Genomic DNA, 22,505 nt, shown 5'->3' with positions numbered 1-22,505 from the left:
TTAGTGATGTAGGAGGGGAAATTGAAGATGAGTATGTTTTGTTATCAATGCCAGGAGACGTCTAAAGGGGTTGGCTGTACACTGCGAGGGGTATGCGGCAAAACTGAAGATGTGGCAAAACTTCAGGATTTGCTGGTTTACACCTTGAAAGGCATAGCTATATGCAATGTCAAGGCGAGGGAAAAAGGAGTAGCTGAGGAGAAAACGGATAAATTCTTGATTGACGGGCTTTTCTCTACGGTAACCAACGTAAACTTCGACAAAAATTACTTTGTAGAAAAAATAAAAGAGGCGCTTGCTATAAGAGACGAAATAAAAGAGAAGCTGGTACAGGCTGGCGTCAGAGTAGATGGTTTACATGATTCCACCAGATGGAGCCCAAAGAGCGACGAGGATCTTTACGCAAAGGCCGCACAGGTAGGCGTATTGTCTACTCAGGATGAAGACATAAGGTCATTAAGGGAGCTTATAACCTATGGCGTCAAAGGTATGGCAGCTTACGCATATCATGCTTATGCCCTGGGCTATAAAGATGACAGCTTGTTTGAATTCATGGAGAAGGCATTGGCTGCCACGGTAGACGATACCCTGTCAGCGGACGATCTGGTAGCTTTGGCTATGGAGACGGGCAAACACGGCGTTGATGTCATGGCTTTGCTGGATAAAGCCAATACCTCTACTTATGGCCATCCCGAGATCACAAAAGTGAACATAGGTGTGAGGAAAAATCCGGGTATCCTCATAAGCGGGCATGACTTAAAAGATCTCGAAGAATTGTTAAAACAGACTGAGGGCACAGGTGTAGACGTGTACACCCATGGTGAAATGTTGCCTGCTCACTATTACCCCGCTTTTAAGAAATACTCTCATTTTGCGGGTAATTACGGTAACGCCTGGTGGCAACAGGATAAAGAGTTTGAGAGCTTTAACGGTCCCATATTGATGACCACCAATTGTATGATACCGCCTAGAGACTCTTACAAGGACAGGCTTTACACCACAGGCGTTGTGGGATTTGAAGGTGTAAAGCATATTCCAGTGGGACCTGATGGAAAGAAGGATTTCTCGGAGATAATAGAGCATGCCAAAAGATGTAAGCCTCCTGTGGAAATAGAGACAGGAGAGATCGTCGGAGGGTTTGCTCACAATCAGGTACTGAGCCTGGCGGATAAAATAGTGGAAGCTGTTAAGTCGGGCGCTATAAAGAGGTTTTTCGTAATGGCAGGTTGCGACGGCAGGATGAAGAGCAGACAGTATTATACGGATTTTGCCAAGGCGTTGCCTGAAGATACTGTGATCCTTACAGCGGGCTGCGCAAAATACAGGTACAACAAGCTGGGCCTTGGAGACATCAATGGGATACCCAGGGTACTGGATGCAGGTCAGTGCAATGATTCGTATTCGCTGGCTGTTATCGCATTAAAGTTGAAAGAAGTATTTGGCCTGGATGACGTAAATAAACTGCCTATATCCTACAATATCGCATGGTATGAACAAAAAGCCGTAATCGTGCTTTTGGCTCTTCTGTACCTGGGTGTAAAGAATATCCATCTGGGTCCCACATTGCCGGCATTCCTTTCGCCTAATGTGGCAAAAGTGTTGGTAGATAAGTTTGGCATAGGCGGGATAACCAACGTAGACGATGATATCAAGATGTTTATGGGCGCGTAAGGATTGGATAGCGCGAATGATCCCCTTAGAGGGAATCAATCGCGCGTTTTTTTATTGCATTGTATTGACATTTGTTCAGTTTTTAGTATATTATATGAATATATAAAAAGGTTAGCGGCGATGAATGAGAGGAGTAAGCGGTATCGGCTTAAAAGAGAGGAAAGCTCGCAGGCTGAAAGGCTTTCTTAAGAACGGCCGCTGAAGGTAGCTCAGGAGCTTTTCGGGTATGCCCGTTATCGCTAAAGAGCGCCTTGATGGAAATAAGGTGGTACCGCGGAGCCTTTCGCCCTTAGTGCGAAGGCTTTTTTAATATTATAGATAGAGAATGCTATTATGGAGGTATTAGGATGAAGGAATTGCCAAAGACCTATGACCCATCGAGTTTTGAAGATAGGCTGTATAAAAACTGGGTTGACAACGGTTATTTTACTGCTTCTGTAGACAAAAGCAAAAAGCCATTTACGATTGTGATGCCGCCTCCCAATATAACCGGTTACCTGCACATGGGCCATGCCATAGACAATACCCTGCAGGATGTGCTCGTAAGGTGGAGAAGGATGCAGGGTTACAACGTGCTGTGGTTGCCAGGCACAGATCACGCCAGCATAGCTACAGAGGTGAAAATTGTCGAACAGCTGAGAGAAGAGGGGCTTACGAAATTTGATCTAGGCCGGGAGGGATTTCTGGAGAGGGCCTGGAAGTGGAAAGAAAAATACGGGAGCAGGATTCTGGAACAGCTTAAAAAGCTGGGCAGTTCATGTGATTGGACCCGCGAAAGGTTTACCATGGATGAGCGCTGTTCCCGTGCTGTGAGGGAGGTTTTCTACCGACTGTACAAAAAAGGGCTAATCTATAGAGGCGACAGGATAATAAACTGGTGTCCTGATTGCAATACGGCCCTTTCCGATGCAGAAGTAGAGTATGAAGAAGAAAAAGGTCACCTCTGGTACATAAGATACCCTTTCAAAGACGGATCGGGAAGCGTTACGATAGCTACCACCAGGCCTGAGACCATGTTGGGCGATACAGCGGTAGCGGTTCATCCGGAGGACGGCAGGTACAAAGACATGATAGGTAAAACCCTGATATTGCCTATTGTAGGAAGAGAAATACCCCTGATTTCTGATGAATACGTGGAAAGGGAATTCGGTACAGGGGCAGTTAAGATTACGCCGGCCCATGATCCCAACGATTTTGAGGTAGGTTTGCGCCATGATTTAGAAGCTATAAAGGTCATCGGTGACGATGGGCGTATGACGGAAATCGCTGGCCAGTTTGCCGGCATGGATAGGTATGAAGCCAGGGAAAAAATCGTAAAGATGCTGGAGCAGGAAGGCTATCTTGTAAAAGTGGAAGATCACGTGCACAATGTAGGGCATTGCTATAGGTGCCATACAGTGGTAGAGCCTTTGATATCCAAGCAGTGGTTTGTGTCTATGAAGCCGCTGGCAGAGCCTGCGCTCAAAGTGGTCAAAGAAGGACAGGTTAAGTTTGTGCCCGACAGGTTCTCAAAGGTATATATAAACTGGCTTGAAAACATTAAAGACTGGTGTATATCAAGGCAGCTGTGGTGGGGTCACCGGATACCGGCATGGTACTGCGATGCTTGCGGCCACACTACTGTGTCTATAGAAGACGTTGAAGTATGTGAAAACTGTGGCAGCAGGGAAATACATCAGGATGAAGATGTGCTGGATACATGGTTTAGCTCTGCTCTTTGGCCTTTTTCCACGCTGGGTTGGCCAGAGGATACTGATGACCTCGAGTATTTTTACCCCACCAATGTGCTGGTAACGGGATATGACATCATATTTTTCTGGGTGGCCAGGATGATATTCATGGGGTTAGAGTTTATGGGCAAACCGCCTTTTGAGTACGTTTTTATTCACGGGTTGGTGAGGGATGAGAAAGGCAGGAAAATGAGCAAATCTTTGGGCAACGGCATCGATCCCCTTGATGTCATAGAAAAATACGGCGCTGATACTTTGAGGTTTACCCTTGCCACCAATAATTCCCCGGGCAATGACATGCGTTTTAGCTACGATAGGGTAGAGGCCAGCCGCAATTTTGCCAACAAGCTGTGGAACGCGTCCCGATTTGTGCTTTTGAATATAGGCGATAGACCTGTCAGGATACCTGATGTCAGTAAACTGGGTATAATTGATAAGTGGATACTTCACCGGTACAATCAGCTAGTGCTGGAAGTAACCGAAAACCTCGAAAAGTTTGAGCTGGGTGTAGCTGCTCAAAAACTCTATACATTTGTTTGGAACGAATACTGTGATTGGTATATCGAGCTGGCTAAAGTGAACATGGCATACGATGACGATAGGGCTGAAGTTACACGGGATGTACTGCGTTACGTGCTGGATAACACATTAAGGTTACTACATCCTTTTATGCCCTTTATTACTGAAGAGATATGGCTTAACATACCTCACCAGGGAGAGACTATCATGAGGGCTCAATGGCCTGAGCACAGCGACGAGCTGATATTTGAAAGAGAAGCTGATGCCATAGGTATTTTGATGGATGTGGTGAAGGAGATAAGGAATATAAAGGCGCAGGTAAATGTTCCACCTTCTAAAAGAGTTAAGGCTATCGTAGATGCCGACGAAAACGCAAGCGAATTGTTAATGGATTGCAAAGATTACATCATGAAATTGGCCGGTGTCAGTGATATAATATTTAGTGATAAAGCTCCAGAAAAAACCATGACAGCTGTGTTTGAAGGAGGCAGGATATATATACCCCTTGAGGATTTAATAGATATATCTCAGGAGCTGGAAAGGTTGAAAAAGGAATTGAGCGATGTAGAAAAAGAGATAGCTCGATCCGAGAAGCTTTTGTCAAATCAGGGTTTTTTGAGCAAGGCACCAAAGAATGTGGTGGATGCGGAAAAAGAAAAGTATCAGAAGTATAAAAATATGTGGTATAATTTGAAAGAGAGGATAAGTGAACTGGAAAGATGACGTCTATCTTCGCCTTCTTCAAAAAAGGTCCTGATACACAGGAAGTAGTCATAAGAGAGGTAAAGCCCTGTGATGCCAGAGGTATCATTGAGGTTATGCAAAACGTGGGCAGCGAAAAAGTATTTACTGTAACCGAACATTTCCCATGGACGGAAGAGGAAGAACGCTCTTTTATCAAGCGATTGGACAGAAAAAAGGACATGATTTTTGTGGCTGCAAAGGGTAATGACATCGTAGGGTGTCTTACCCTTTTTAGGTATTACGGTGGCAGATCCCCTAAGGTGCAGCACGTAGGAGAGATTGGAATCAGCGTGAAAAAAGAGTATAGGGATCAGAAGATCGGCAGCAGGCTTTTGGAGTATGCTATTCGCTGGGCTTGTACCCATGGGTACGAAAAACTCTGCCTCAGCGTATTCAGCACCAATGAAAAGGCAATACACCTGTATAAGAAGTTTGGATTTGAGGAGGAAGGTGTAAGGAGGAGGCAATTTATAATAGAAGGCATGTACGTAGATGAGATAATGATGGGGAAATTTTTGACGAGGTGAGAAAATGACTTATGAGGAAGCTGTAGCATATATACACAGCATATCTAAATTTGGGGTAAAGTTGGGCCTTGAGAACATGAAAAAGCTGCTTGAAATGATGGGTCATCCCGACAGGTCTTATAAGATCGTCCATGTAGCAGGCACTAACGGCAAAGGCTCTACGTGCGCCATGATTGACAGCGTCTTGAGGGCGGCAGGTTATAAAACTGGCCTTTACACATCGCCGTACCTGGAGGTTTTTAACGAGCGCATACGCATAAACGGTGAAAATATCCCTGATAGTGATCTGGTGAAAATGGTGGATTACGTAAAACCGCTGGCAGAGCAGATGGTAAAAGAAGGTTATAATCATCCTACAGAGTTTGAATTCATTACGGCGATCGCCCTTAAATACTATGAGATTCAAAAGGTGGACATAGCGGTACTGGAAGTAGGGCTAGGAGGCAGGTTTGACGCCACCAATTCTGTAGAGCGTACGGACGTGTCCGTGATAACGACGATAGATATGGATCACATGAAAACCCTGGGCAATACTATAGAGAAGATCGCCTTTGAAAAAGCAGGTATAATAAGGAATAACGGCTTGGTAGTTACATATCCGCAAAAAGATGAGGCCATGGCTGTCATAGAAGAGCGCTGCCGTGAACTTTCCGCGAGACTCATAAAAGTAGACATGGCATCGCTGAGGGTAAAAAAGGCCACGCACGCAGGAGAGGTATTTGATTACAAACACCTTAAAAACGTGGAAATAGGGCTGGTGGGTATGCATCAGGTCTTAAATGCTGCTACTGCCATTGAGGCCCTATGGACACTGGAAAAAAACGGCGTAAGTATAAGCGAAAAGGCGTTGCTGGAAGGGCTGAAATGCGCCAGATGGCCAGGCAGATTGGAGGTTTTAAGAGAACATCCCTTTATAGTCATAGATGGAGCGCACAACCCTCAGGGAGCCAGTACGCTGGCAAAGAATATAAAGGATTTGTTTATTTATAAGCGTTTAATACTGGTGATAGGGGTTTTGAAAGACAAGGACGTAGACGGAATACTTAACAATATAGCGCCTTTCGCTGATGTGGTAATAGCTACAAGGCCTGATAGTTACAGGGCATTGGATGCTGACGTGTTAGCTGAGATGATAAAGATGAGGGTAAAGTGCCAGGTAACTGCAATAGAGGATATAGGGCAGGCTGTGCGCAGAGCTATAGAGTTGGCAGGAAAAGATGACATGGTCCTGTTTTGTGGATCGCTGTACTTGATAGGGCATGTAAGGGAGATACTGAGGTTTGACATAATCCCTACTTTATGATAGAATTATGGCGTTGCCGCTCGGAGAAGGTCTGTCATCACCTTCTACGGCGAGATAGAACTTGGAGGTGTGAAAGGTGTACGCGATAATCGAAACAGGTGGAAAGCAATACAGGGTTCAAGAAGGCGACGTTTTGGATATCGAGAAGCTCAACGCTGAACCCAATGATGTAGTGGAGTTTGACAAGGTTTTGGCTGTGTCTAAAGATGGCAATTTACAGGTAGGCAGCCCTTATGTGGAGGCTGCAAAGGTCCAGGCTAAGGTACTGGAGCACGGTAAGGGCAAAAAGATAATCGTTTTTAAGTACAAGCCCAAGAAAAATTACCGCAGGAAAAAAGGACACAGGCAGCTGTTTACAAGAGTGGAAATACAGAAAATACTAGCGTAAGGTATATGATAGAAATTTTGATTAAAAGAGATGGACAAGGTAAGATAGTATATTGCGAGATAACAGGGCATGCCGGTTATAGTGATTACGGGAAAGACATCGTGTGCGCAGCGGTTTCTGCTATTGCGCAGACGGCTTTACTAGGTGTAAAAGAACTTACCGGGGCAAAGGTTGAGGAATCTGTTCGCCCGGGGAATTTCGCGCTGAAAGTGATAAATGTTTCCACTGATGATAGAGTTAAGCTGGACGGTATTCTTGAGACCATGGTATTAGGTCTTAAGGATATAGCAGGTCAATACAGTAGATATGTAAAAATTGTGGATAGGAGGTGTGAAGGATGATGGATCTACAGCTTTTTGCCCATAAAAAGGGCGTGGGAAGCTCTAGAAACGGTAGAGACAGCGAATCTAAAAGGTTAGGTGTCAAAAAAGCTGATGGCCAGTACGTTAAAGCCGGGAATATACTGGTAAGGCAGAGGGGTACTAAAATACATCCGGGTGTAAATGTGGGTAGAGGCAAAGATGATACGCTATTTGCTTTGGTAGACGGCTTTGTCTCTTTTGAGAGAAAAGGCAGGGATAAAAAGCAGGTAAGTGTTTACCCACAAGCTCCGGCTGCTATAGGTTAAGATACTGTGAAGATCGTCCTTTAAAAAGGCTCTGCTCGGCAGGGCCTTTTTGATGTAATAAAGATGATGGTGTGTAAAATAACAAGTGGGGAGTGAATGTTTTGGACTTAAACGATAGGGACGTTATTTATATATACAGACAGCAACGCCATGACTTTTTAAATCATGTGCAAATAATACTGGGCTATCTTCAAATAGGGAAAAGCGATAGAGCTGTTGATTATATACATAGGGTTATGGATGAAGCAGACGATGAAAGGAGCATTTTCAGATTAGACCCGGAGTCTGTTTTAAATCTCTTAAAGCTGAAGTACGCTTTGAGGAAACAAGGTATAAACCTTGTCATTAAGGTAGACGATATAGTCAGCGAAGTCGATGTAGGTGATATTCCTGTAGACGCTATAAAAGCCTGTGGTTCCAATGTGGAGCTGTTTATTAAAAAAAGTAAAAAGGGAATAGAATACGCTCTAAATGAGAGAGGAGGTGGCTAAATGTTTGTGGATGTGGCCGAGATAGTAGTTAAAGGCGGAGATGGGGGCAGTGGAGTCATTTCATTTCGGAGAGAAAAGTACGTGCCTAAAGGTGGTCCCGATGGTGGCGATGGAGGAAAAGGTGGTGACGTAATACTTCAAGTAGATCCGGGACTAAAGACCTTGATGGATTTCAGATATAAGAGGAAATATGTGGCTCAAAACGGTGAAAACGGGAAAGGCAAAAATATGGCAGGGAAAAAAGGTGAGGACCTAATCGTCAGAGTTCCCCCTGGAACCACTGTAAAGGATGCTGAGACAGGTGACGTGCTGGTAGATCTGGTGGCTGAGGGGCAGAGGGCCATAGTCGCCAAAGGGGGTAGAGGGGGAAGGGGCAATGCCCGTTTTGCCAGTGCTACCATGAAAGCGCCCAAATTTGCGGAAAGCGGACAACCTGGAGAAGAACATAGGCTTATACTGGAATTGAAGTTGCTGGCAGATGTGGGTTTGCTGGGGTTCCCCAACGTAGGTAAGTCCACCATTTTATCCGCTGTTACTGCTGCCAAGCCTAAGATAGCCGATTACCCTTTTACCACGTTGACACCCAATCTTGGCGTAGTGGATATGGGTGAGGATAGCTTTGTCATGGCCGATATACCGGGGCTTATAGAGGGGGCTCACGAGGGAGTAGGACTGGGGCATGAGTTTTTAAGGCACGTGGAGAGGACAAAGGTGCTGATACACGTGCTGGATGTGTCGGGTTTAAGCGGCAGAGACCCTGTAGAGGATTTTTACAAGATAAACGAGGAGCTTGCTCTGTATAGTCCCGAGCTGGCGCAAAAACCACAGATAATAGCTGCTAATAAGCTGGACATAACAGGAGCTTCTGAAGTCTACGAAAGAGTTAAACAAGAGCTTGGGAGAAAAGGCTATGATGTCATTGGCATATCGGCGGCTACAGGTATGGGCATGAATGAGCTCATGAAAAAGGTGGTGGAAGTCCTAAAAGAAAAAGAATCAGAATCCCGCCGCGATGCAGTCCCTGTGAATGAGGTTATAGAAGTGGTGTACAGAAAAAAAGAGTTGCCTCAATACGAGATTCACATAGATGAAGAAGGAAGGTATGTAATAGAAGGGAGTTTTATCGAAAAGGTGATGTCCAGGGTAAATACGCAGAATATCGATTCTATAAGGTATTTGCAGAACTCTCTGCAGCGAAAGGGCATCATGGATCAGCTGGTTAGCATGGGGATAAAAGACGGCGACATAGTAAAAATAAAGGATTACGAATTTGAGTACCGGGTGTAGAAGCTATTACCCCCTACAAAGTTTTTGTTCTCACGCTGCAGATTTTCTGATATAATTAATTTGTTAGTATCTTGTAGGGGGATAATGCATTGAAAAAAGCTGCGATTGCGATTTTAACGTTTTTGCTGCTGCTGAATAGCTCTTATGCTTTCGGTGCCACCACCTTGGTTCCTAATATAAAAGCCAAAAGCGGCATTATAATGGATTATGAAACGGGACAGGTATTGTACGATAAAAATGGCGATGTCAGGGTTTATCCGGCTAGCACCACAAAGGTATTGACGGCAATAATAGCCCTTGAGAGCGGGAAATTGGACGATGTGGTTACGGCAGGAAAAGACGCTGTTGGAGTAGAAGGTAGCAGCATATATTTAAGCGAGGGGGAACAGCTTACTTTAAAACAACTTGTGCACGCGATGTTGATCGGCTCGGCCAACGATGCGGCTGTGGCTGTGGCCCAGTACATAGGTGGGAGCGTTGAGGGCTTTGCGGACATGATGAATAAAAAAGCGCAGGAGATAGGAGCTAAAAACAGCCACTTCGTCACTCCCAATGGCCTTCACGATCCCAATCATTACACGACGGCATACGATATGGCTCTGATCGCCAGATATGCGATGAAAAACCCTTTATTCAGAGAAATAGTGGATACGGCTGTATATACCATCCCTCCTACCAATAAGTTTAAAGAAAAAAGGGTGTTGCTTAACACCAATATGCTGATAAGACCTACCGCATACTATTACAAATGGGCTGATGGCATAAAGACAGGCTATACTTCTCAGGCCAATCGTTGTCTTCTTACTACGGGCTTGCTCAATGGCAGAAGGGTTATAGTGTCCATTTACGGGGATGATCCTGCTGCCGTATGGAAAGATGCTATTGGTATGCTCAATTATGGTTTAAATAATTTTGTAAACAGGACGCTTGTGCATAAAGGCGACTATGTAGAGAAAGTACCTGTAAACAGAGGTAAAGCGTATGTAAATTTGGTGGCATCTAGTGGATTTACTTATACGTTGCCTTTAGATAAAGCTAACTATGTAAAAGAAGATGTAAAATACACAGGAGACGTAAAAGCTCCTGTGCGTAAAGGAGAAAAGTTGGGCTACATAAGCTATGAACTTAGCGGTAAATCAATCGGGAAAGTAGACCTTATCGCCGATCGCACGGTAAAAAAAGATTTAACCATAAGTCCAATGTTGTCGCGCTTTGGTAAATGGGTTTACTGGAGCATTCTGGCGCCTGGGGCGTTTATCCTGGGTTTATGGATGAGGAAACGGCGAAGTAGATAATAACTTCGCCGTTAATTTGTAAATTCATACCAAAATATTCCGGGAACATCTGCCTTTTGGACGGCCTGTCCATCGATGCTTATGGCTGCATCTGAAGCCTTCCCTAATTTTATTTTTGCTGTTGATGATGAGTTTATGTCAAATTCTTTGGATTGGCCTGACGTCAACAGCCCGCTAAATACGCTGTTTCCGTCTATATACACATTCATCCAGCATTCAGTGCCCACGATATCTATTTTAAGCTTGTACGAATTATTATCTGTAACAACCTTATAAGTCATTTTGTCAGCGGTTTTATTCACCAGGTTTAAGACTGCCTTTGTTTGGGGGTTATTGTCAGATGTGTTGGCGGGCGTTGGTGTTTCATTCTTGGGCTTTTGGCTATCGCCCTTTGAAATTGTGCTATCGCTGATGTAATTATCTTGTATACCGTTGTTGCTATGCCCGTTTATTTTTACTCCAAGGAAGTTGCCTAATAAATAAAATCCGTATACAAACAGGGCCAATACAATTACAGCAGCAATATACTTGCCTCTTTTTTTCTTAAGAGGTTTCGCTTTTATATTTGGCTTCTTGCTTTCATTGGTAACGACAGTGGGACGATAGTCCTTGTTTTTGTTAAACTTTAAATCCTTTATAAGCTCATTTCCATTTAAGCCCACCATTTCCGCGTAACTTTTAATAAAACCTTTGACGTATACAGGATCGGGAAGTTTATCTTCATCGCCTTCTTCTATAGCTTTTATATAATAAGACTTAATTTTGGTAAATTCCTGGACATCAGATATACTTATATTTTTTTCCAGCCGCTTGTTTTTAAGGATCTCTCCCACTTCTTTTAACTCGCTCAAGGAATCACCCCCAATCTGCTATCATATTAGATTATATTATAAGTCTACAATACACGTCAACAAAAAAAGCCCAAAATGTTGGGCTTTAAAAATCTTCGTCAGTAGCGCGAACTTCGTCAAGGTAATTGTATATAGTATATCGGGATACGCATAAGATCCTGGCCACGTAGTCAATAGCGCCTTTTATCAAAAATACGCCTTTTGAGTCCAAAAGCTTTACGATATATACTTTTTCATCTTTTGTCATGAAATTCACAGGTTTTCCGAAGCTTTTTAATGTGCTATCCACTATATTCGCCAACACGTCATTGACGTTGTCCTTAGACTTTTCACCTGGGTAGTGCATGTCGTTTTTATTTTCTGTTTGACAGAAGTCCCTTATTATGCTATCAAACATCACAAACTCGGATATGTCGTAATTTATACATAGCGCCCCTATAACTTTACCCTTTTCATCTCTAATGAATATATAAGAGGATTTAAGGATTTTTCCATCACTGCTTTTGCTGCTTATGTTTACCCTGTCTTTCCCCAGCGTTCCCTCGCTTATGGCCTTTAATAGAACATCGGACATGGAATCGCCTACGCTTTTTCCTGTGATGTGTCCGTTGAAGATAGCCACGATAGAACGCTGGGGATTTGATATATCGTGGACTGATACTTCACAGTTTTTTCCAAAGGTTTTGGCGATTCCTTCTGCTAGAGGTATCAGGTTCTTTAATAGCGGGTGGATATTTTCGGCCATATTACACCTCCCTGACTACGATGTTTACTAATTTGCCTTTTACGTATATAACCTTTACTATGTCTTTACCATCCACCAACGTTTTTATTTTCTCGGTGCCCATGGCCATCTGCTTTATATTGTCCTCGTTTTCATCCCTTGGCACTGTTATCTTGTCCCGCACCTTGCCGTTTACCTGTATAACCAGTTGCATTTCGTCCTTTATCAGCGCTTTGCTGTCATAATCTGGCCATGGGACCATGTGTATGCTTTCTTCATGGCCCATTCTGTGCCATAGCTCTTCAGTTATATGGGGCGCAAAAGGTGATAGCAATATGACGAGGTTGTCCAATGCCTCACTTATCACGTCAGGATTTTTTTGTTCTTCCTCTAAATCCGCGTATTGATATAAGGCGTTTACCATTTCCATTATAGCGCTTATGGCGGTGTTAAAGTTGAACCTTGTACTTATATCTTCAGTTACTTTTTTAATGGTGTAGTGGGTCTTGTACCTCAGTTCTTTATCGGCATGGCTCAATTGGGTGAAGTTGCGGCCGTCTTTGCGGTATAAAGGCAACGACTCGCCTACAATGCGCCATACCCTGTTTAAAAACCTGTAACATCCTTCTACGCCTTGATCGCTCCACTCCAGGTCCTTTTCCGGCGGGGCAGCGAATAATATAAACAACCTGGCGGTATCTGCGCCGTATTTGTCCACAATCTCCTCTGGGCTTACCACGTTGCCCTTGGATTTTGACATTTTTGAGCCGTCTTTAAGCACCATTCCCTGCGTTAAGAGGTTGACAAAGGGTTCGTCTACAGGAGAATATCCCAGATCGTACAGCACTTTTGTAAAGAATCTGGAATATAAAAGGTGCAATATAGCGTGTTCCACGCCACCTACGTATTGATCTACAGGCATCCAGCGGGCTGCTTTTTCTTTGTCAAAAGGCATTTCGGCGTTGTGAGGGTCTGTATATCTCATAAAATACCATGAGGAGCAAATAAATGTATCCATGGTGTCTGTTTCCCTTCTTGCAGGTCCGCCACATACCGGACACGTGGTATGCACAAAGGATTCGCACTCTGCAAGGGGCGATTCTCCCTGGCCTGTAAACTCTACGTCTGTAGGAAGCATTACAGGCAGTTGATGTTCAGGGACGGGAACAATCCCGCATCTGTCGCAGTACACTATGGGTATAGGAGCTCCCCAGTAACGCTGCCGGGATATGAGCCAGTCCCTTAACCTGTAGTTTACTTTGCGCTTACCTAATCCTTTTTTTTCTGCGTATTCTATGATCTTATCCATCATGTCCTGGCTGCTTATACCATTGAACTGGCCTGAATTGACCATTATGCCTGGTTCCTCATAAGCTTCCTTCATCTCTTCGGCGTTTAGCGCGCTGTCTTTAGGGGTTATTACCACTTTTATAGGCAAATTGTATTTTTTAGCAAATTGAAAATCCCTTTGGTCGTGAGCTGGTACGCCCATTACAGCACCTGTTCCGTAGTCCAGCAGAACGTAATTGGCAATCCATATAGGGACTCTATCGCCGCTAATGGGATTTATAGCATAGGCTCCTATGAATATACCCTCTTTTTCTGTTTCGGTGGAGGTGCGCTCTATTTCGCTCATCCTGTGCACTTTTTCGATGAATTTGTTGACCTTTGCCTCATAGGAAGTGCCTCTGGTAAGTGCCTCTACAAGGGGGTGTTCAGGTGCCAACACGATGTAGGTTACCCCAAAGACCGTATCAGGCCTTGTGGTAAAAATGGGTATGACCTGGTCAGTGCCATCTACTTTAAACAGGAGTTCAGCTCCTTGGCTTTTTCCGATCCAGTTTTTTTGCATGACCTTGACTTTATCGGGCCAACCTTCCAGACGTTCTATGTCATTTAGAAGCCTTTCGGCGTAAGCGGTGATTTTGAAGAACCACTGTTCCAGGTTTTTCTTGCTCACTTCTGACCCACAACGCTCACATCTGCCGTCTACCACCTGCTCATTAGCCAGTACCGTTTTGCAAGAAGGGCACCAGTTGGCATAGGATTTTTTGCGGTACGCCAATCCGTTTTTGTAAAACTGTAAAAACATCCATTGGGTCCACCTGTAATAATCGGGGTGGCAGGTGGCGACTTCTCTATCCCAATCATAACTGATACCCAGTTGCTTTAACTGCCTTCTCATGTTGTCTATATTATCCCATGTCCACTTGCTGGGATGTATGCCGTGCTTTATTGCCGCGTTTTCAGCCGGCAATCCGAAGGAATCCCATCCCATAGGATGAAGCACATTATAGCCGTTCATGCGCTTGAAGCGCGCTATGACATCTCCGATGGAGTAATTCCTCACATGCCCCATGTGGAGGTTACCTGAAGGATATGGGAACATTTCCAGCATGTAAAATTCGGGTTTGCTAGTGTCTTCAAGGGTTTTGTGAAGCTGCATTTCATCCCATTTTTTTTGCCACTTGGCTTCAATTTCTTTAAAATTGTAGTTGTCCATATACTGCCTCCTCCTGCATTTGATTATTTACAAAAGACCTCTCGCCCCAGGTTTAGGGACGAGAGGTCTCGCGGTACCACCCTAATTGGCTTAAACCCCATTGGCTTAAGCCCACTCTTTTGGTTATAGCCTGATTTGTGAGATCAGGCAATGCTCTTTGTCTGAGGCGAGTTCACAGGATATCAGCACTGGTTTGCACCGGCCACCAGCTCTCTTAAGCCCTTACCTGCTACTACTCCTCTGAGCGGCTATTTAAAATTTTTAAGTGTTATTATAATTTATCTGTAGAAAATTGTCAACATTTATTTTTTCTGCATCGCTCCATATGCGCTCAAGGTCGTAGAATTTTCTCTCCTCTTCTGTAAAGATGTGAACTATAACAGCGCCGTAGTCCATCAGGATCCACTTGCCGGAATTATATCCCTCTTTGTGCAGCAATTTAATACCTGCTGTCTCCAATTTTTCTTCCAGCTCGTCGGCAATAGCCCTGGTGTGGGTAACAGATGTACCGTGGCATATGATGAAATAATCAGCAATGGTGGATATCCTGTCTATTCTGAGCACAGTTATATCTTTGGCCTTTTTATCGTCCAATACCTTTATTATTTTTGAAAGCATACAGACCTCCTCTAATCGTTATTGTAATCACTGCCGACTATGATCGTTATATCAGGCTTATTGTCTGTAGGTCTTTCATCTATTACCACCGAGTTTTTAAAATACCCCTTTATATTGTCTGCTACGGCCTTGTTCTGCGTCCTATTAATGATCTGTGTAGTCACGTGATTCATATCTTTAGCGTTGGCTATATTAATTACATCGTATCCGTATTCCTCTAGCATACCGGCGACCCTGGTAGCGGCACCAGTTATACCCCCTCCGTTTAAAACTTCTACCTTGATGGTTGCAGGATTTAATTGGCTAGTATCGCTGGCGATGGCATTGTCGGTTTGGGGTTTATTTAAATTGGCTACCATCTCTCTGGTTTTGGCTTCATCGTATATGAAGTATGAAATTCCTCCGATGTACTGAGGTTCGCCGGGAAGGGTCTCCATCTTTATGTCATCTTTGTTGACTTTGAAAAGGTCATCTATATAGCTCAAAATAGTAACAGTGGGCATATCTGTCTTAACGTAGTGTACTGCCAGGTCGTATAAAGACCCTGCCTTAAAAATAGAAGAGGGACTCACTATTTTGTCAAATAAAACTTTGAGGAATTTCTGCTGAGTTTTTATTCTGCCTAAATCTGCGTCGGCATAGCCATACCTGTAGCGAACCAGACCTAGGGCCTGCTCTCCATTTAAATGCTGCATTCCCTTTTTCAGGTGGATGTGGAGGTTCTGGGCTGGATCGTCATAATTCATGTTGACAGGTACGTCAAAGTCTATTCCGCCTAGATCATCTACCAGCTTTTTAAATCCTTGAAAATCTATTAGAACGTAATAGTCTACCGGAACACCTAGTATCTTGGATACCTCCTGGGCAGATCTTTCTGGTCCATAAAATGCATACGCCGCGTTTATCTTCTGGTAGCCGTATTTGTCTAGATATACCCTCGTGTCCCTCGGGATTGATATAAGAGAGGCTCTCTTGGTAGAAGGATCGTAGGACATAAAAATCAAGGTATCTGATCTCCCTTTGTCATCTTTGGATGCATGGTCAACTCCTAATATAACTATATTGAGAGCCCTATTTTCTTTTGATGTTTTTGGGCTATTGTTGTTGGCGGTTTCAAATATCGGCGAAGTATTGTTTATGTTTGATATATTGTGTAAATACACATAACTTCCGGTACCGACCACAAGCATGGACAAAAGCAGCATTATAAACATGTATTTTATCAATTTTTTCATACCTATTCCTACCTTTCCCTTAGTTTACATAACAAATCGTTTCTAGCAGAAACGGTATTTGTATGTATAAGACCTCCTTTTTGAATCACGTAAAGAATTGTGCTGTCCATGGCCATAACCACCGCTTTGTCCAGGTTGCGCCTGGCTTCTCGCCTTATTTCCTCTACGCCGTCAAAATTTCTGCCAGGTTCAATGTAATCCGCTAGATATATAATTTTTTCCAATGAACTCATACATTTCCTTCCTGTGGTGTGGTATCTTACGGCATCAAGGATGTCTTCATCCTGTATATCAAAGACATCCCTGGCCATTTCGGCGCCTAAAGGGGCATGTACCAGTTCTCTCTGCTTTAAATATATCTCGTCGAGAATCAAACCGTATTTTTTTATGAGGTCGAGTGTAGATTTTGCGTCCAAATCTTTTGCGCAGTCATGAACCAGCGCGGCGATAGCAGCTTTGTGGGTATCCACGCCATACCTGTGCGCCAGGTCTACAGCTGTAGCCTGTACGCCAAGGGAATGAGTATACCTATGGGGCGTCAACATGGCCTTTAATTTCTTGGATATTTCTTGTTCTGGTAACACGTTTTCACCTCTATTGCCTTGTATCACTTGTATAGGCCGTTTTTGTATATATACCTTTCTACGGTTTCAGGCAACAAATACTTTATAGATCTGCCTTGACACACCCGCTTCCTTATGTCTGTGGAAGAAATAGCTAACGATGGCACTTCTAACTTATATATGTGTTTGTTGTGCTTTTCTTTTATAATAGCCAGTTCCTTATCCAGTGCGCTGACATCAAAGCCAGGGCGGGTTGCTGCTACGAATTCACATAACTTGAGCAGCTCTTGGGAATCTTTCCATTTAAGTATCTCGAGTACAGCGTCGGCCCCTGTTATGAAGAAAAAAGTCGCATCAGGCAACATCTCTTTAAATTCCCTTATAGTGTCAATGGTATACGTGTAGCCTTTTTTCGTCAATTCGATAGCCGACACCTCGAACATCGGATTTGAGATTGTGGCTAAAATGGTCATCATGTACCTGTGCTGCCCTGGTGTTACCTGCCGCGTCCGCTTATGAGGCGGATTGCCTGCAGGTACAAATACGACCTTGTCCAGATCAAATTCATCCCTAACAGCTTCTGCGGTAACCAGATGCCCGTAATGAATAGGGTCGAAAGTTCCACCCATTATACCTATTCTCTTCACTTTGCTCTCCTCTGCGTTAGTCCTTTTGATTTGTATATATTATATCATAAAATCGCAAAAAGGGCATCTGTAATGAAGTATTTAGGTAAAAAGAAGAGAAAAGAAGAGGAAACGTGAGCAATACTTTAAAGAACAAGAAAAAACAGCGAATATAAGGTGAATTTAGTCAAATTTAATGAAATTTAAGCTTTGAAAATATTTTCATAGTGAGGTAAGATAGAACTGGCAACTTAATAAACTTTTTTTAAAAAGTTAGAGGGGGGAAAAGGAGAGGTATGGGTAATGGATAAAGAAGTGGATTACTCTTTATGCTGGCTTGAATACAGCAAAATCGATGACGAACCCTATCGAGAAAAGCTATCAAAGGTAGTAAAAAATATCATAGCGGTAGGACAAGATAAATTCACGCAAACCGCGGTTGAAGAGCTTAAAACTGCTGTTACATCCCTTGTGGGTTTTGAACCGGAGGTTTCCAAAGAGGCCTTATGCGGTGATAATCCGATAAGTGGCATTATCGTAGGAAATGTAACTGATGCGTTGATCATGAAGTATATTAGCGACGACGAGATTCAAAAATTAGATGAAGAAGGGTATGTTATAAAGTCTGTAAAGGAAAATCCAGGATTAGTGGTGATAGGCTCAAAAAATGGGCACGGACTTGTGTATGGCGCATTTAGCTTCATAAAGCACATACAGTTAAAAAGAGACGTGGAGGAAGTACATATAATAGACAATCCCAAGTGCAAATTGAGGTTATTAAACCATTGGGACAATATGGATGGAACGGTAGAAAGGGGCTATGCAGGAAGATCAATATTTTTTTGTGACAATAAGGTTACGAACTCTTTAGGCCGCATAAAGGATTACGCCAGACTGCTGTCTTCTATTGGGATAAACGGTGTGGTCATAAACAATGTAAACGTCAATAAAAATGCCATCTGGCTTATAACCCCTAAATATTTGGGGGATCTGGCTAAATTGGCTGATGTGTTCAGGCAATGCGGGATAAAAATATATCTCAGCATAAATTTTGCGAGTCCTATCTACATCGGTAAGCTGAAAACCGCTGATCCTCTAGATGAAGATGTGATCAAATGGTGGAAAGAAACAGCAAAGACCATCTACGACTATATTCCGGATTTTGGGGGCTTTTTAGTTAAGGCCGATTCTGAATTTAATCCTGGACCTTATAAATTTGGGCGCGACCACGCTGACGGTGCGAATATGCTGGCAGAGGCTTTGGCGCCATACGGCGGCATCGTTATATGGAGGTGCTTTGTATACAATTGTACTCAAGACTGGAGAGATACGAAGACAGATAGGGCAAAGGCAGCTTACGACATTTTTAAGCCACTAGACGGCAAGTTTGCGGAAAATGTGGTGCTTCAGGTTAAATACGGACCTATGGATTTTCAGGTGAGAGAGCCTGTATCTCCTTTATTTGGAGGGCTGGAGAGGACCAATCAGCTGATTGAATTGCAGATAACCCAGGAGTACACCGGACAGCAAATTGACCTGTGCTATCTTGCCACGATGTGGAAAGAAGTCCTCGAGTTTGACACGTACGCCAAAGGACCTGAATCTAAGGTAAAGTACGTCGTAGATGGAACGCTTTTTAATAATAAATACAGCGGTTTCGCAGGGGTTTCAAACGTGGGAAGCGATAAAAACTGGACGGGTCACTGGCTGGCTCAGGCTAATCTGTACGCCTTTGGTATGCTGGCTTGGGATCACAGCTTTACCCCTGAGGAAATTGCTCGCGAGTGGTGCGTAAGGGCTCTTACTAATGATCCTTTTGCTGTTGAGACCATCGTTAGCATGCTGATGAGATCGTGGCGTGTTTATGAAAAATATACCGCTCCTCTTGGAATCGGTTGGATGGTTACCCCTCATACCCATTATGGTCCTTCAGTGGACGGATATGAGTACTCAAAGTGGGGCACTTATCATAGAGCTGACACCAAAGCTATTGGAATAGACAGGAGCGTAAAATCAGGTACAGGCTTTGCAGGACAGTATCACAGGGAAAATGCTGCTATGTTTGAATCAATGGAGACATGCCCTGAGGAGCTGTTGCTGTTCTTCCATCGCGTGCCTTATGATTACGTGCTAAAATCCGGAGAAACGTTGATTCAGCACATTTATAACACCCATTTTGAGGGGGCAGAAGAAGCGGAAAAATTAAAGGAGGACTGGATAAAAATAAAGGATTATATTCGCAAGGACATCTATGAAGATGTATTAGAAAGATTTAATAGACAAATTGAGAATGCAAAAGAGTGGAGGGATGTCGTAAATAGCTATTTTTACAGGAAGACAGGCATCCCAGATAAGTATGGCCGAAAAATATATTAAATATTATTAATTTATAAAGGAGGATTGGTTTAACAATGAAGGGCAACAGTAAAGAAAGCGCACTGTATTTAGACGCTACCCAGCCTGTGGAAAAAAGGGTGGAGGATCTTTTGTCCAGGATGACCTTGGATGAAAAAATCGCTCAATTGAGCAGCGTGTGGGTTTATGAATTGTTAGATAACATGGAGTTTTCTGTTGACAAGGCAAAGGATCTTCTAAAAGACGGAATTGGGCAGATAACCCGTATAGGAGGGGCTAGCAACCTGGGTCCTAAAGAATCAGCACAGTTGGCCAATGAAATCCAGAGGTATCTGATAGAAAATACCAGGTTGGGTATCCCTGCTCTTGTCCATGAAGAATCGTGCAGCGGGTATATGGCAAAGGGAGCCACGTGTTTTCCCCAGACTATCGGCGTTGCCAGTACATGGAACACGGAGCTCGTAAAGCAAATGGGTTCTGTGATAAGAGAGCAGATGAAGGCAGTAGGAGCCCATCAAGCCCTGGCGCCCCTTATGGATGTGGCTAGGGATGCCAGGTGGGGTAGAGTGGAAGAGACCTTTGGAGAAGATCCTTATTTGATTTCGGAAATGGGTGTCTCTTATATAGAAGGCCTTCAAGGAGGAAATATAAAGGATGGCATTATGGCCACTGTTAAGCATTTTGTAGGGTATGGATTTTCAGAAGGTGGAATGAACTGGGCGCCTGCCCACATCCCGGAGAGGGAGCTTAGAGAAGTGTTCCTTTTGCCTTTTGAAGCCGCGGTAAAGAAGGCAAAAACAGCATCGGTTATGGCGGCTTATCACGAACTGGACGGTATACCATGCCACGGTTCGAAGAAACTGCTTACGCAAATCCTCAGAAATGAATGGGGCTTTGATGGACTGGTGGTGTCGGATTACTTTGGTGTTAATATGCTTTACGAATACCATCACGTGGCCAGGGATAAAGGCGAAGCAGCTAAGATTGCTCTGCAAGCGGGCGTTGATATCGAGTTGCCCAGTAGGGACTGTTACGGCCTACCTTTGAAAGAGGCTGTACAAAAAGGTCTTGTAGAGGAAGCCCTGATTGACGAAGTAGTGAGAAGGATACTGAGAATGAAATTCTTGTCAGGGGTTTTTGAGAACCCGTACGTGGACGTCGAGAAGGCAGCTGAAGTATTTGATACGCCGGATCAGAGAAAGTTGGCTTATAAGCTGGCGCAACAGTCCATCGTATTGCTTAAAAACCAAGGCGATCTATTGCCTCTGAAAAAGGATATAAAATCTATAGCAGTAATCGGCCCCAACGCTGACAGCGTCAGAAACATCATCGGTGATTACGCTTATCCCTGCCATATAGAGTCGCTGGTGGAGACGAAAGAACAGTCTAATGTGTTTAATACCCCTGTGCCTGACAAAGTCAGCCTTGTGGATAATTTTGTCCCCATAAAGAGCATATTGGAAGGCATAAAAGGCAAAATTTCTCCTGAAACCGAGCTGTACTACGCCAAAGGATGTGAGGTCACTGGAGACGACAAAGACGGTTTCGCTGAGGCTATTGAGGCGGCTAAGAAATCCGATGTGGCCATAGTGGTAGTAGGTGATAAGGCCGGTTTAACCGATGACTGCACTTCGGGAGAATCCAGGGATCGCGCTGATCTCAATCTGCCTGGGGTACAGCAAGAGCTGGTGGAGGCGATTTACAACACAGGTACTCCTACAGTAGTAGTGCTTGTTAACGGCAGGCCGCTTTCTATAAACTGGATATCTCAACACATTCCCGCTATTATAGAGGCGTGGTTGCCTGGTGAAGAAGGGGCAGCGGCGGTGGCAGATGTGTTGTTTGGGGATTACAACCCTGGTGGAAAACTTCCCGTTTCGTTCCCAAGGTCTGTAGGGCAAGTTCCTGTATATTATAATCATAAGCCCTCTGGCGGGCGCTCCCACTGGAAAGGCGATTATGTGGAGATGAGCACAAAACCTTTGTATCCATTCGGTTACGGCTTGAGCTACACGAAATTTGAGTTTTCCAATTTGGAAATTGCCCCTAGCGAAGTATATGGTGACGGCAAGGTGAGGATAAGCGTGGACGTTCAAAACGCAGGCAAGCTCGAGGGAGATGAAGTGGTACAGCTTTATGTGCGCAACGAGGTTTCTAATGTAACGAGACCTGTTAAAGAGTTAAAAGGGTTTAAGAGGGTTTCTCTGCGGCCTGGGGAAAAGAAAAAGGTGGTTTTTGAACTATCAGTATCCCAGCTGGGATTTTACGATGAAGATATGAGATACGTTGTACAACCTGGAACTGTAAAGGTGATGATCGGCAGTTCTTCTGAGGACATAAAGGTGGCCGGGGAATTTAAGGTCACAGGTAAAACAGTCCAGGTAGGAGAGTCAAAAGAATTTTTCACAAAAGTGGAAGTTGTTTAATTTAAATTATTCTATAAGGAA

General features: G+C 43.8%; 19 protein-coding genes and 2 other annotated features. Of the genes, 12 read left to right on the top strand and 7 right to left on the bottom strand.

The window, feature by feature from the left end; genetic code table 11:
* Positions 1 to 27 precede the first annotated feature (27 nt).
* The 10 genes from hcp (at position 28) to CALPO_RS0102725 (ending at position 10,583) form a co-directional block, all read left to right on the top strand.
* A complete protein-coding gene (gene hcp / locus CALPO_RS0102770) occupies positions 28 to 1,671 on the top strand; it encodes a hydroxylamine reductase (protein ID WP_026485969.1) in 1,644 nt (547 codons plus the stop codon).
* 111 nt (positions 1,672 to 1,782) lie between these two features.
* Positions 1,783 to 1,965: a binding site (T-box leader), on the top strand.
* Positions 1,966 to 2,018: 53 nt separating this feature from the next.
* Positions 2,019 to 4,643: a valine--tRNA ligase gene (locus CALPO_RS0102765; RefSeq protein WP_026485968.1), complete on the top strand. Its 2,625-nt coding sequence runs from the start codon at positions 2,019 to 2,021 to the stop codon at positions 4,641 to 4,643.
* Between the two features lie 5 nt (positions 4,644 to 4,648).
* Positions 4,649 to 5,191 (top strand): GNAT family N-acetyltransferase, encoded by a 543-nt coding sequence (locus tag CALPO_RS0102760; protein WP_407638212.1) that lies wholly within the window; start codon positions 4,649 to 4,651, stop codon positions 5,189 to 5,191.
* Positions 5,192 to 5,195: 4 nt separating this feature from the next.
* On the top strand, positions 5,196 to 6,494 hold the full coding sequence (locus CALPO_RS0102755) for a bifunctional folylpolyglutamate synthase/dihydrofolate synthase (protein WP_026485966.1): 1,299 nt from the start codon (positions 5,196 to 5,198) through the stop codon (positions 6,492 to 6,494).
* Positions 6,495 to 6,570: 76 nt separating this feature from the next.
* The gene (gene rplU, locus CALPO_RS0102750; protein ID WP_026485965.1) at positions 6,571 to 6,882 is read left to right on the top strand and encodes a 50S ribosomal protein L21; all 312 of its coding nucleotides are present in this window, start codon (positions 6,571 to 6,573) and stop codon (positions 6,880 to 6,882) included.
* 5 nt (positions 6,883 to 6,887) lie between these two features.
* Positions 6,888 to 7,223, top strand: coding sequence for a ribosomal-processing cysteine protease Prp (locus tag CALPO_RS0102745; protein ID WP_026485964.1), 336 nt, complete (start codon positions 6,888 to 6,890; stop codon positions 7,221 to 7,223).
* Positions 7,223 to 7,510: a 50S ribosomal protein L27 gene (gene rpmA / locus CALPO_RS0102740; protein ID WP_026485963.1), complete on the top strand. Its 288-nt coding sequence runs from the start codon at positions 7,223 to 7,225 to the stop codon at positions 7,508 to 7,510. The genes CALPO_RS0102745 and rpmA overlap by 1 nt, the downstream gene beginning before the upstream one ends.
* Before the next feature lie 101 nt (positions 7,511 to 7,611).
* Positions 7,612 to 8,001 (top strand): Spo0B domain-containing protein, encoded by a 390-nt coding sequence (locus CALPO_RS13090; protein ID WP_051585794.1) that lies wholly within the window; start codon positions 7,612 to 7,614, stop codon positions 7,999 to 8,001.
* Positions 8,002 to 9,288, top strand: a complete 1,287-nt coding sequence (gene obgE, locus CALPO_RS0102730; protein ID WP_026485962.1) for a GTPase ObgE — start codon at positions 8,002 to 8,004, stop codon at positions 9,286 to 9,288.
* A gap of 89 nt (positions 9,289 to 9,377) precedes the next feature.
* On the top strand, positions 9,378 to 10,583 hold the full coding sequence (locus CALPO_RS0102725) for a D-alanyl-D-alanine carboxypeptidase family protein (protein WP_026485961.1): 1,206 nt from the start codon (positions 9,378 to 9,380) through the stop codon (positions 10,581 to 10,583).
* A gap of 11 nt (positions 10,584 to 10,594) precedes the next feature.
* On the opposite strand, the gene CALPO_RS0102720 is transcribed toward CALPO_RS0102725, so the two are convergent.
* The 7 genes from CALPO_RS0102720 to nadD all read right to left on the bottom strand — a co-directional run bounded on the left by CALPO_RS0102720 (position 10,595) and on the right by nadD (position 17,706).
* The gene (locus CALPO_RS0102720; RefSeq protein ID WP_026485960.1) at positions 10,595 to 11,434 is read right to left on the bottom strand and encodes a helix-turn-helix domain-containing protein; all 840 of its coding nucleotides are present in this window, start codon (positions 11,432 to 11,434) and stop codon (positions 10,595 to 10,597) included.
* 85 nt (positions 11,435 to 11,519) lie between these two features.
* Complete coding sequence (locus tag CALPO_RS0102715; protein ID WP_026485959.1) at positions 11,520 to 12,179, bottom strand: helix-turn-helix transcriptional regulator; 660 nt, start codon at positions 12,177 to 12,179, stop codon at positions 11,520 to 11,522.
* 1 nt (position 12,180) lies between these two features.
* A complete protein-coding gene (leuS, locus tag CALPO_RS0102710) occupies positions 12,181 to 14,661 on the bottom strand; it encodes a leucine--tRNA ligase (RefSeq protein WP_026485958.1) in 2,481 nt (826 codons plus the stop codon).
* Between the two features lie 51 nt (positions 14,662 to 14,712).
* Positions 14,713 to 14,916, bottom strand: a binding site (T-box leader).
* 6 nt (positions 14,917 to 14,922) lie between these two features.
* A complete protein-coding gene (rsfS, locus tag CALPO_RS0102705) occupies positions 14,923 to 15,279 on the bottom strand; it encodes a ribosome silencing factor (RefSeq protein ID WP_026485957.1) in 357 nt (118 codons plus the stop codon).
* 11 nt (positions 15,280 to 15,290) lie between these two features.
* Entirely contained in the window at positions 15,291 to 16,514 is a 1,224-nt protein-coding gene (locus CALPO_RS0102700; RefSeq protein WP_026485956.1) for an LCP family protein, read from the bottom strand.
* Between the two features lie 8 nt (positions 16,515 to 16,522).
* Complete coding sequence (gene yqeK / locus CALPO_RS0102695) at positions 16,523 to 17,098, bottom strand: bis(5'-nucleosyl)-tetraphosphatase (symmetrical) YqeK (protein ID WP_026485955.1); 576 nt, start codon at positions 17,096 to 17,098, stop codon at positions 16,523 to 16,525.
* 23 nt (positions 17,099 to 17,121) lie between these two features.
* A complete protein-coding gene (gene nadD / locus CALPO_RS0102690; protein ID WP_035172271.1) occupies positions 17,122 to 17,706 on the bottom strand; it encodes a nicotinate-nucleotide adenylyltransferase in 585 nt (194 codons plus the stop codon).
* A 300-nt stretch (positions 17,707 to 18,006) separates the two neighbouring features.
* Between nadD and CALPO_RS0102685 the strand changes: the two genes are divergently transcribed.
* Together CALPO_RS0102685 and CALPO_RS0102680 are read left to right on the top strand one after the other, a co-directional pair.
* Positions 18,007 to 20,079, top strand: a complete 2,073-nt coding sequence (locus CALPO_RS0102685; protein ID WP_026485953.1) for an alpha-glucuronidase family glycosyl hydrolase — start codon at positions 18,007 to 18,009, stop codon at positions 20,077 to 20,079.
* 35 nt (positions 20,080 to 20,114) lie between these two features.
* On the top strand, positions 20,115 to 22,484 hold the full coding sequence (locus CALPO_RS0102680; RefSeq protein ID WP_035172029.1) for a glycoside hydrolase family 3 N-terminal domain-containing protein: 2,370 nt from the start codon (positions 20,115 to 20,117) through the stop codon (positions 22,482 to 22,484).
* Positions 22,485 to 22,505 lie beyond the last annotated feature (21 nt).

The sequence above is a fragment of the Caldanaerobius polysaccharolyticus DSM 13641 genome, assembly GCF_000427425.1.
Lineage (GTDB): Bacteria > Bacillota > Thermoanaerobacteria > Thermoanaerobacterales > Caldanaerobiaceae > Caldanaerobius > Caldanaerobius polysaccharolyticus.
Note: the sequence above shows the minus strand (reverse complement) of the source record. Positions and strands in the feature narration are given on the sequence as shown.

Excerpts from the sequence above, each read along its gene's own strand:
- hcp (WP_026485969.1), top strand. The coding sequence starts at position 28 with ATGAGTATGTTTTGTTATCAATGCCAGGAGACGTCTAAAGGGGTTGGC.
- CALPO_RS0102765 (WP_026485968.1), top strand. The coding sequence starts at position 2,019 with ATGAAGGAATTGCCAAAGACCTATGACCCATCGAGTTTTGAAGATAGG.
- CALPO_RS0102755 (WP_026485966.1), top strand. The coding sequence starts at position 5,196 with ATGACTTATGAGGAAGCTGTAGCATATATACACAGCATATCTAAATTT.
- CALPO_RS0102745 (WP_026485964.1), top strand. The coding sequence starts at position 6,888 with ATGATAGAAATTTTGATTAAAAGAGATGGACAAGGTAAGATAGTATAT.
- rpmA (WP_026485963.1), top strand. The coding sequence starts at position 7,223 with ATGGATCTACAGCTTTTTGCCCATAAAAAGGGCGTGGGAAGCTCTAGA.
- obgE (WP_026485962.1), top strand. The coding sequence starts at position 8,002 with ATGTTTGTGGATGTGGCCGAGATAGTAGTTAAAGGCGGAGATGGGGGC.
- CALPO_RS0102715 (WP_026485959.1), bottom strand. The coding sequence starts at position 12,179 with ATGGCCGAAAATATCCACCCGCTATTAAAGAACCTGATACCTCTAGCA.
- leuS (WP_026485958.1), bottom strand. The coding sequence starts at position 14,661 with ATGGACAACTACAATTTTAAAGAAATTGAAGCCAAGTGGCAAAAAAAA.
- rsfS (WP_026485957.1), bottom strand. The coding sequence starts at position 15,279 with ATGCTTTCAAAAATAATAAAGGTATTGGACGATAAAAAGGCCAAAGAT.
- CALPO_RS0102700 (WP_026485956.1), bottom strand. The coding sequence starts at position 16,514 with ATGAAAAAATTGATAAAATACATGTTTATAATGCTGCTTTTGTCCATG.
- nadD (WP_035172271.1), bottom strand. The coding sequence starts at position 17,706 with ATGGGTGGAACTTTCGACCCTATTCATTACGGGCATCTGGTTACCGCA.
- CALPO_RS0102685 (WP_026485953.1), top strand. The coding sequence starts at position 18,007 with ATGGATAAAGAAGTGGATTACTCTTTATGCTGGCTTGAATACAGCAAA.
- CALPO_RS0102680 (WP_035172029.1), top strand. The coding sequence starts at position 20,115 with ATGAAGGGCAACAGTAAAGAAAGCGCACTGTATTTAGACGCTACCCAG.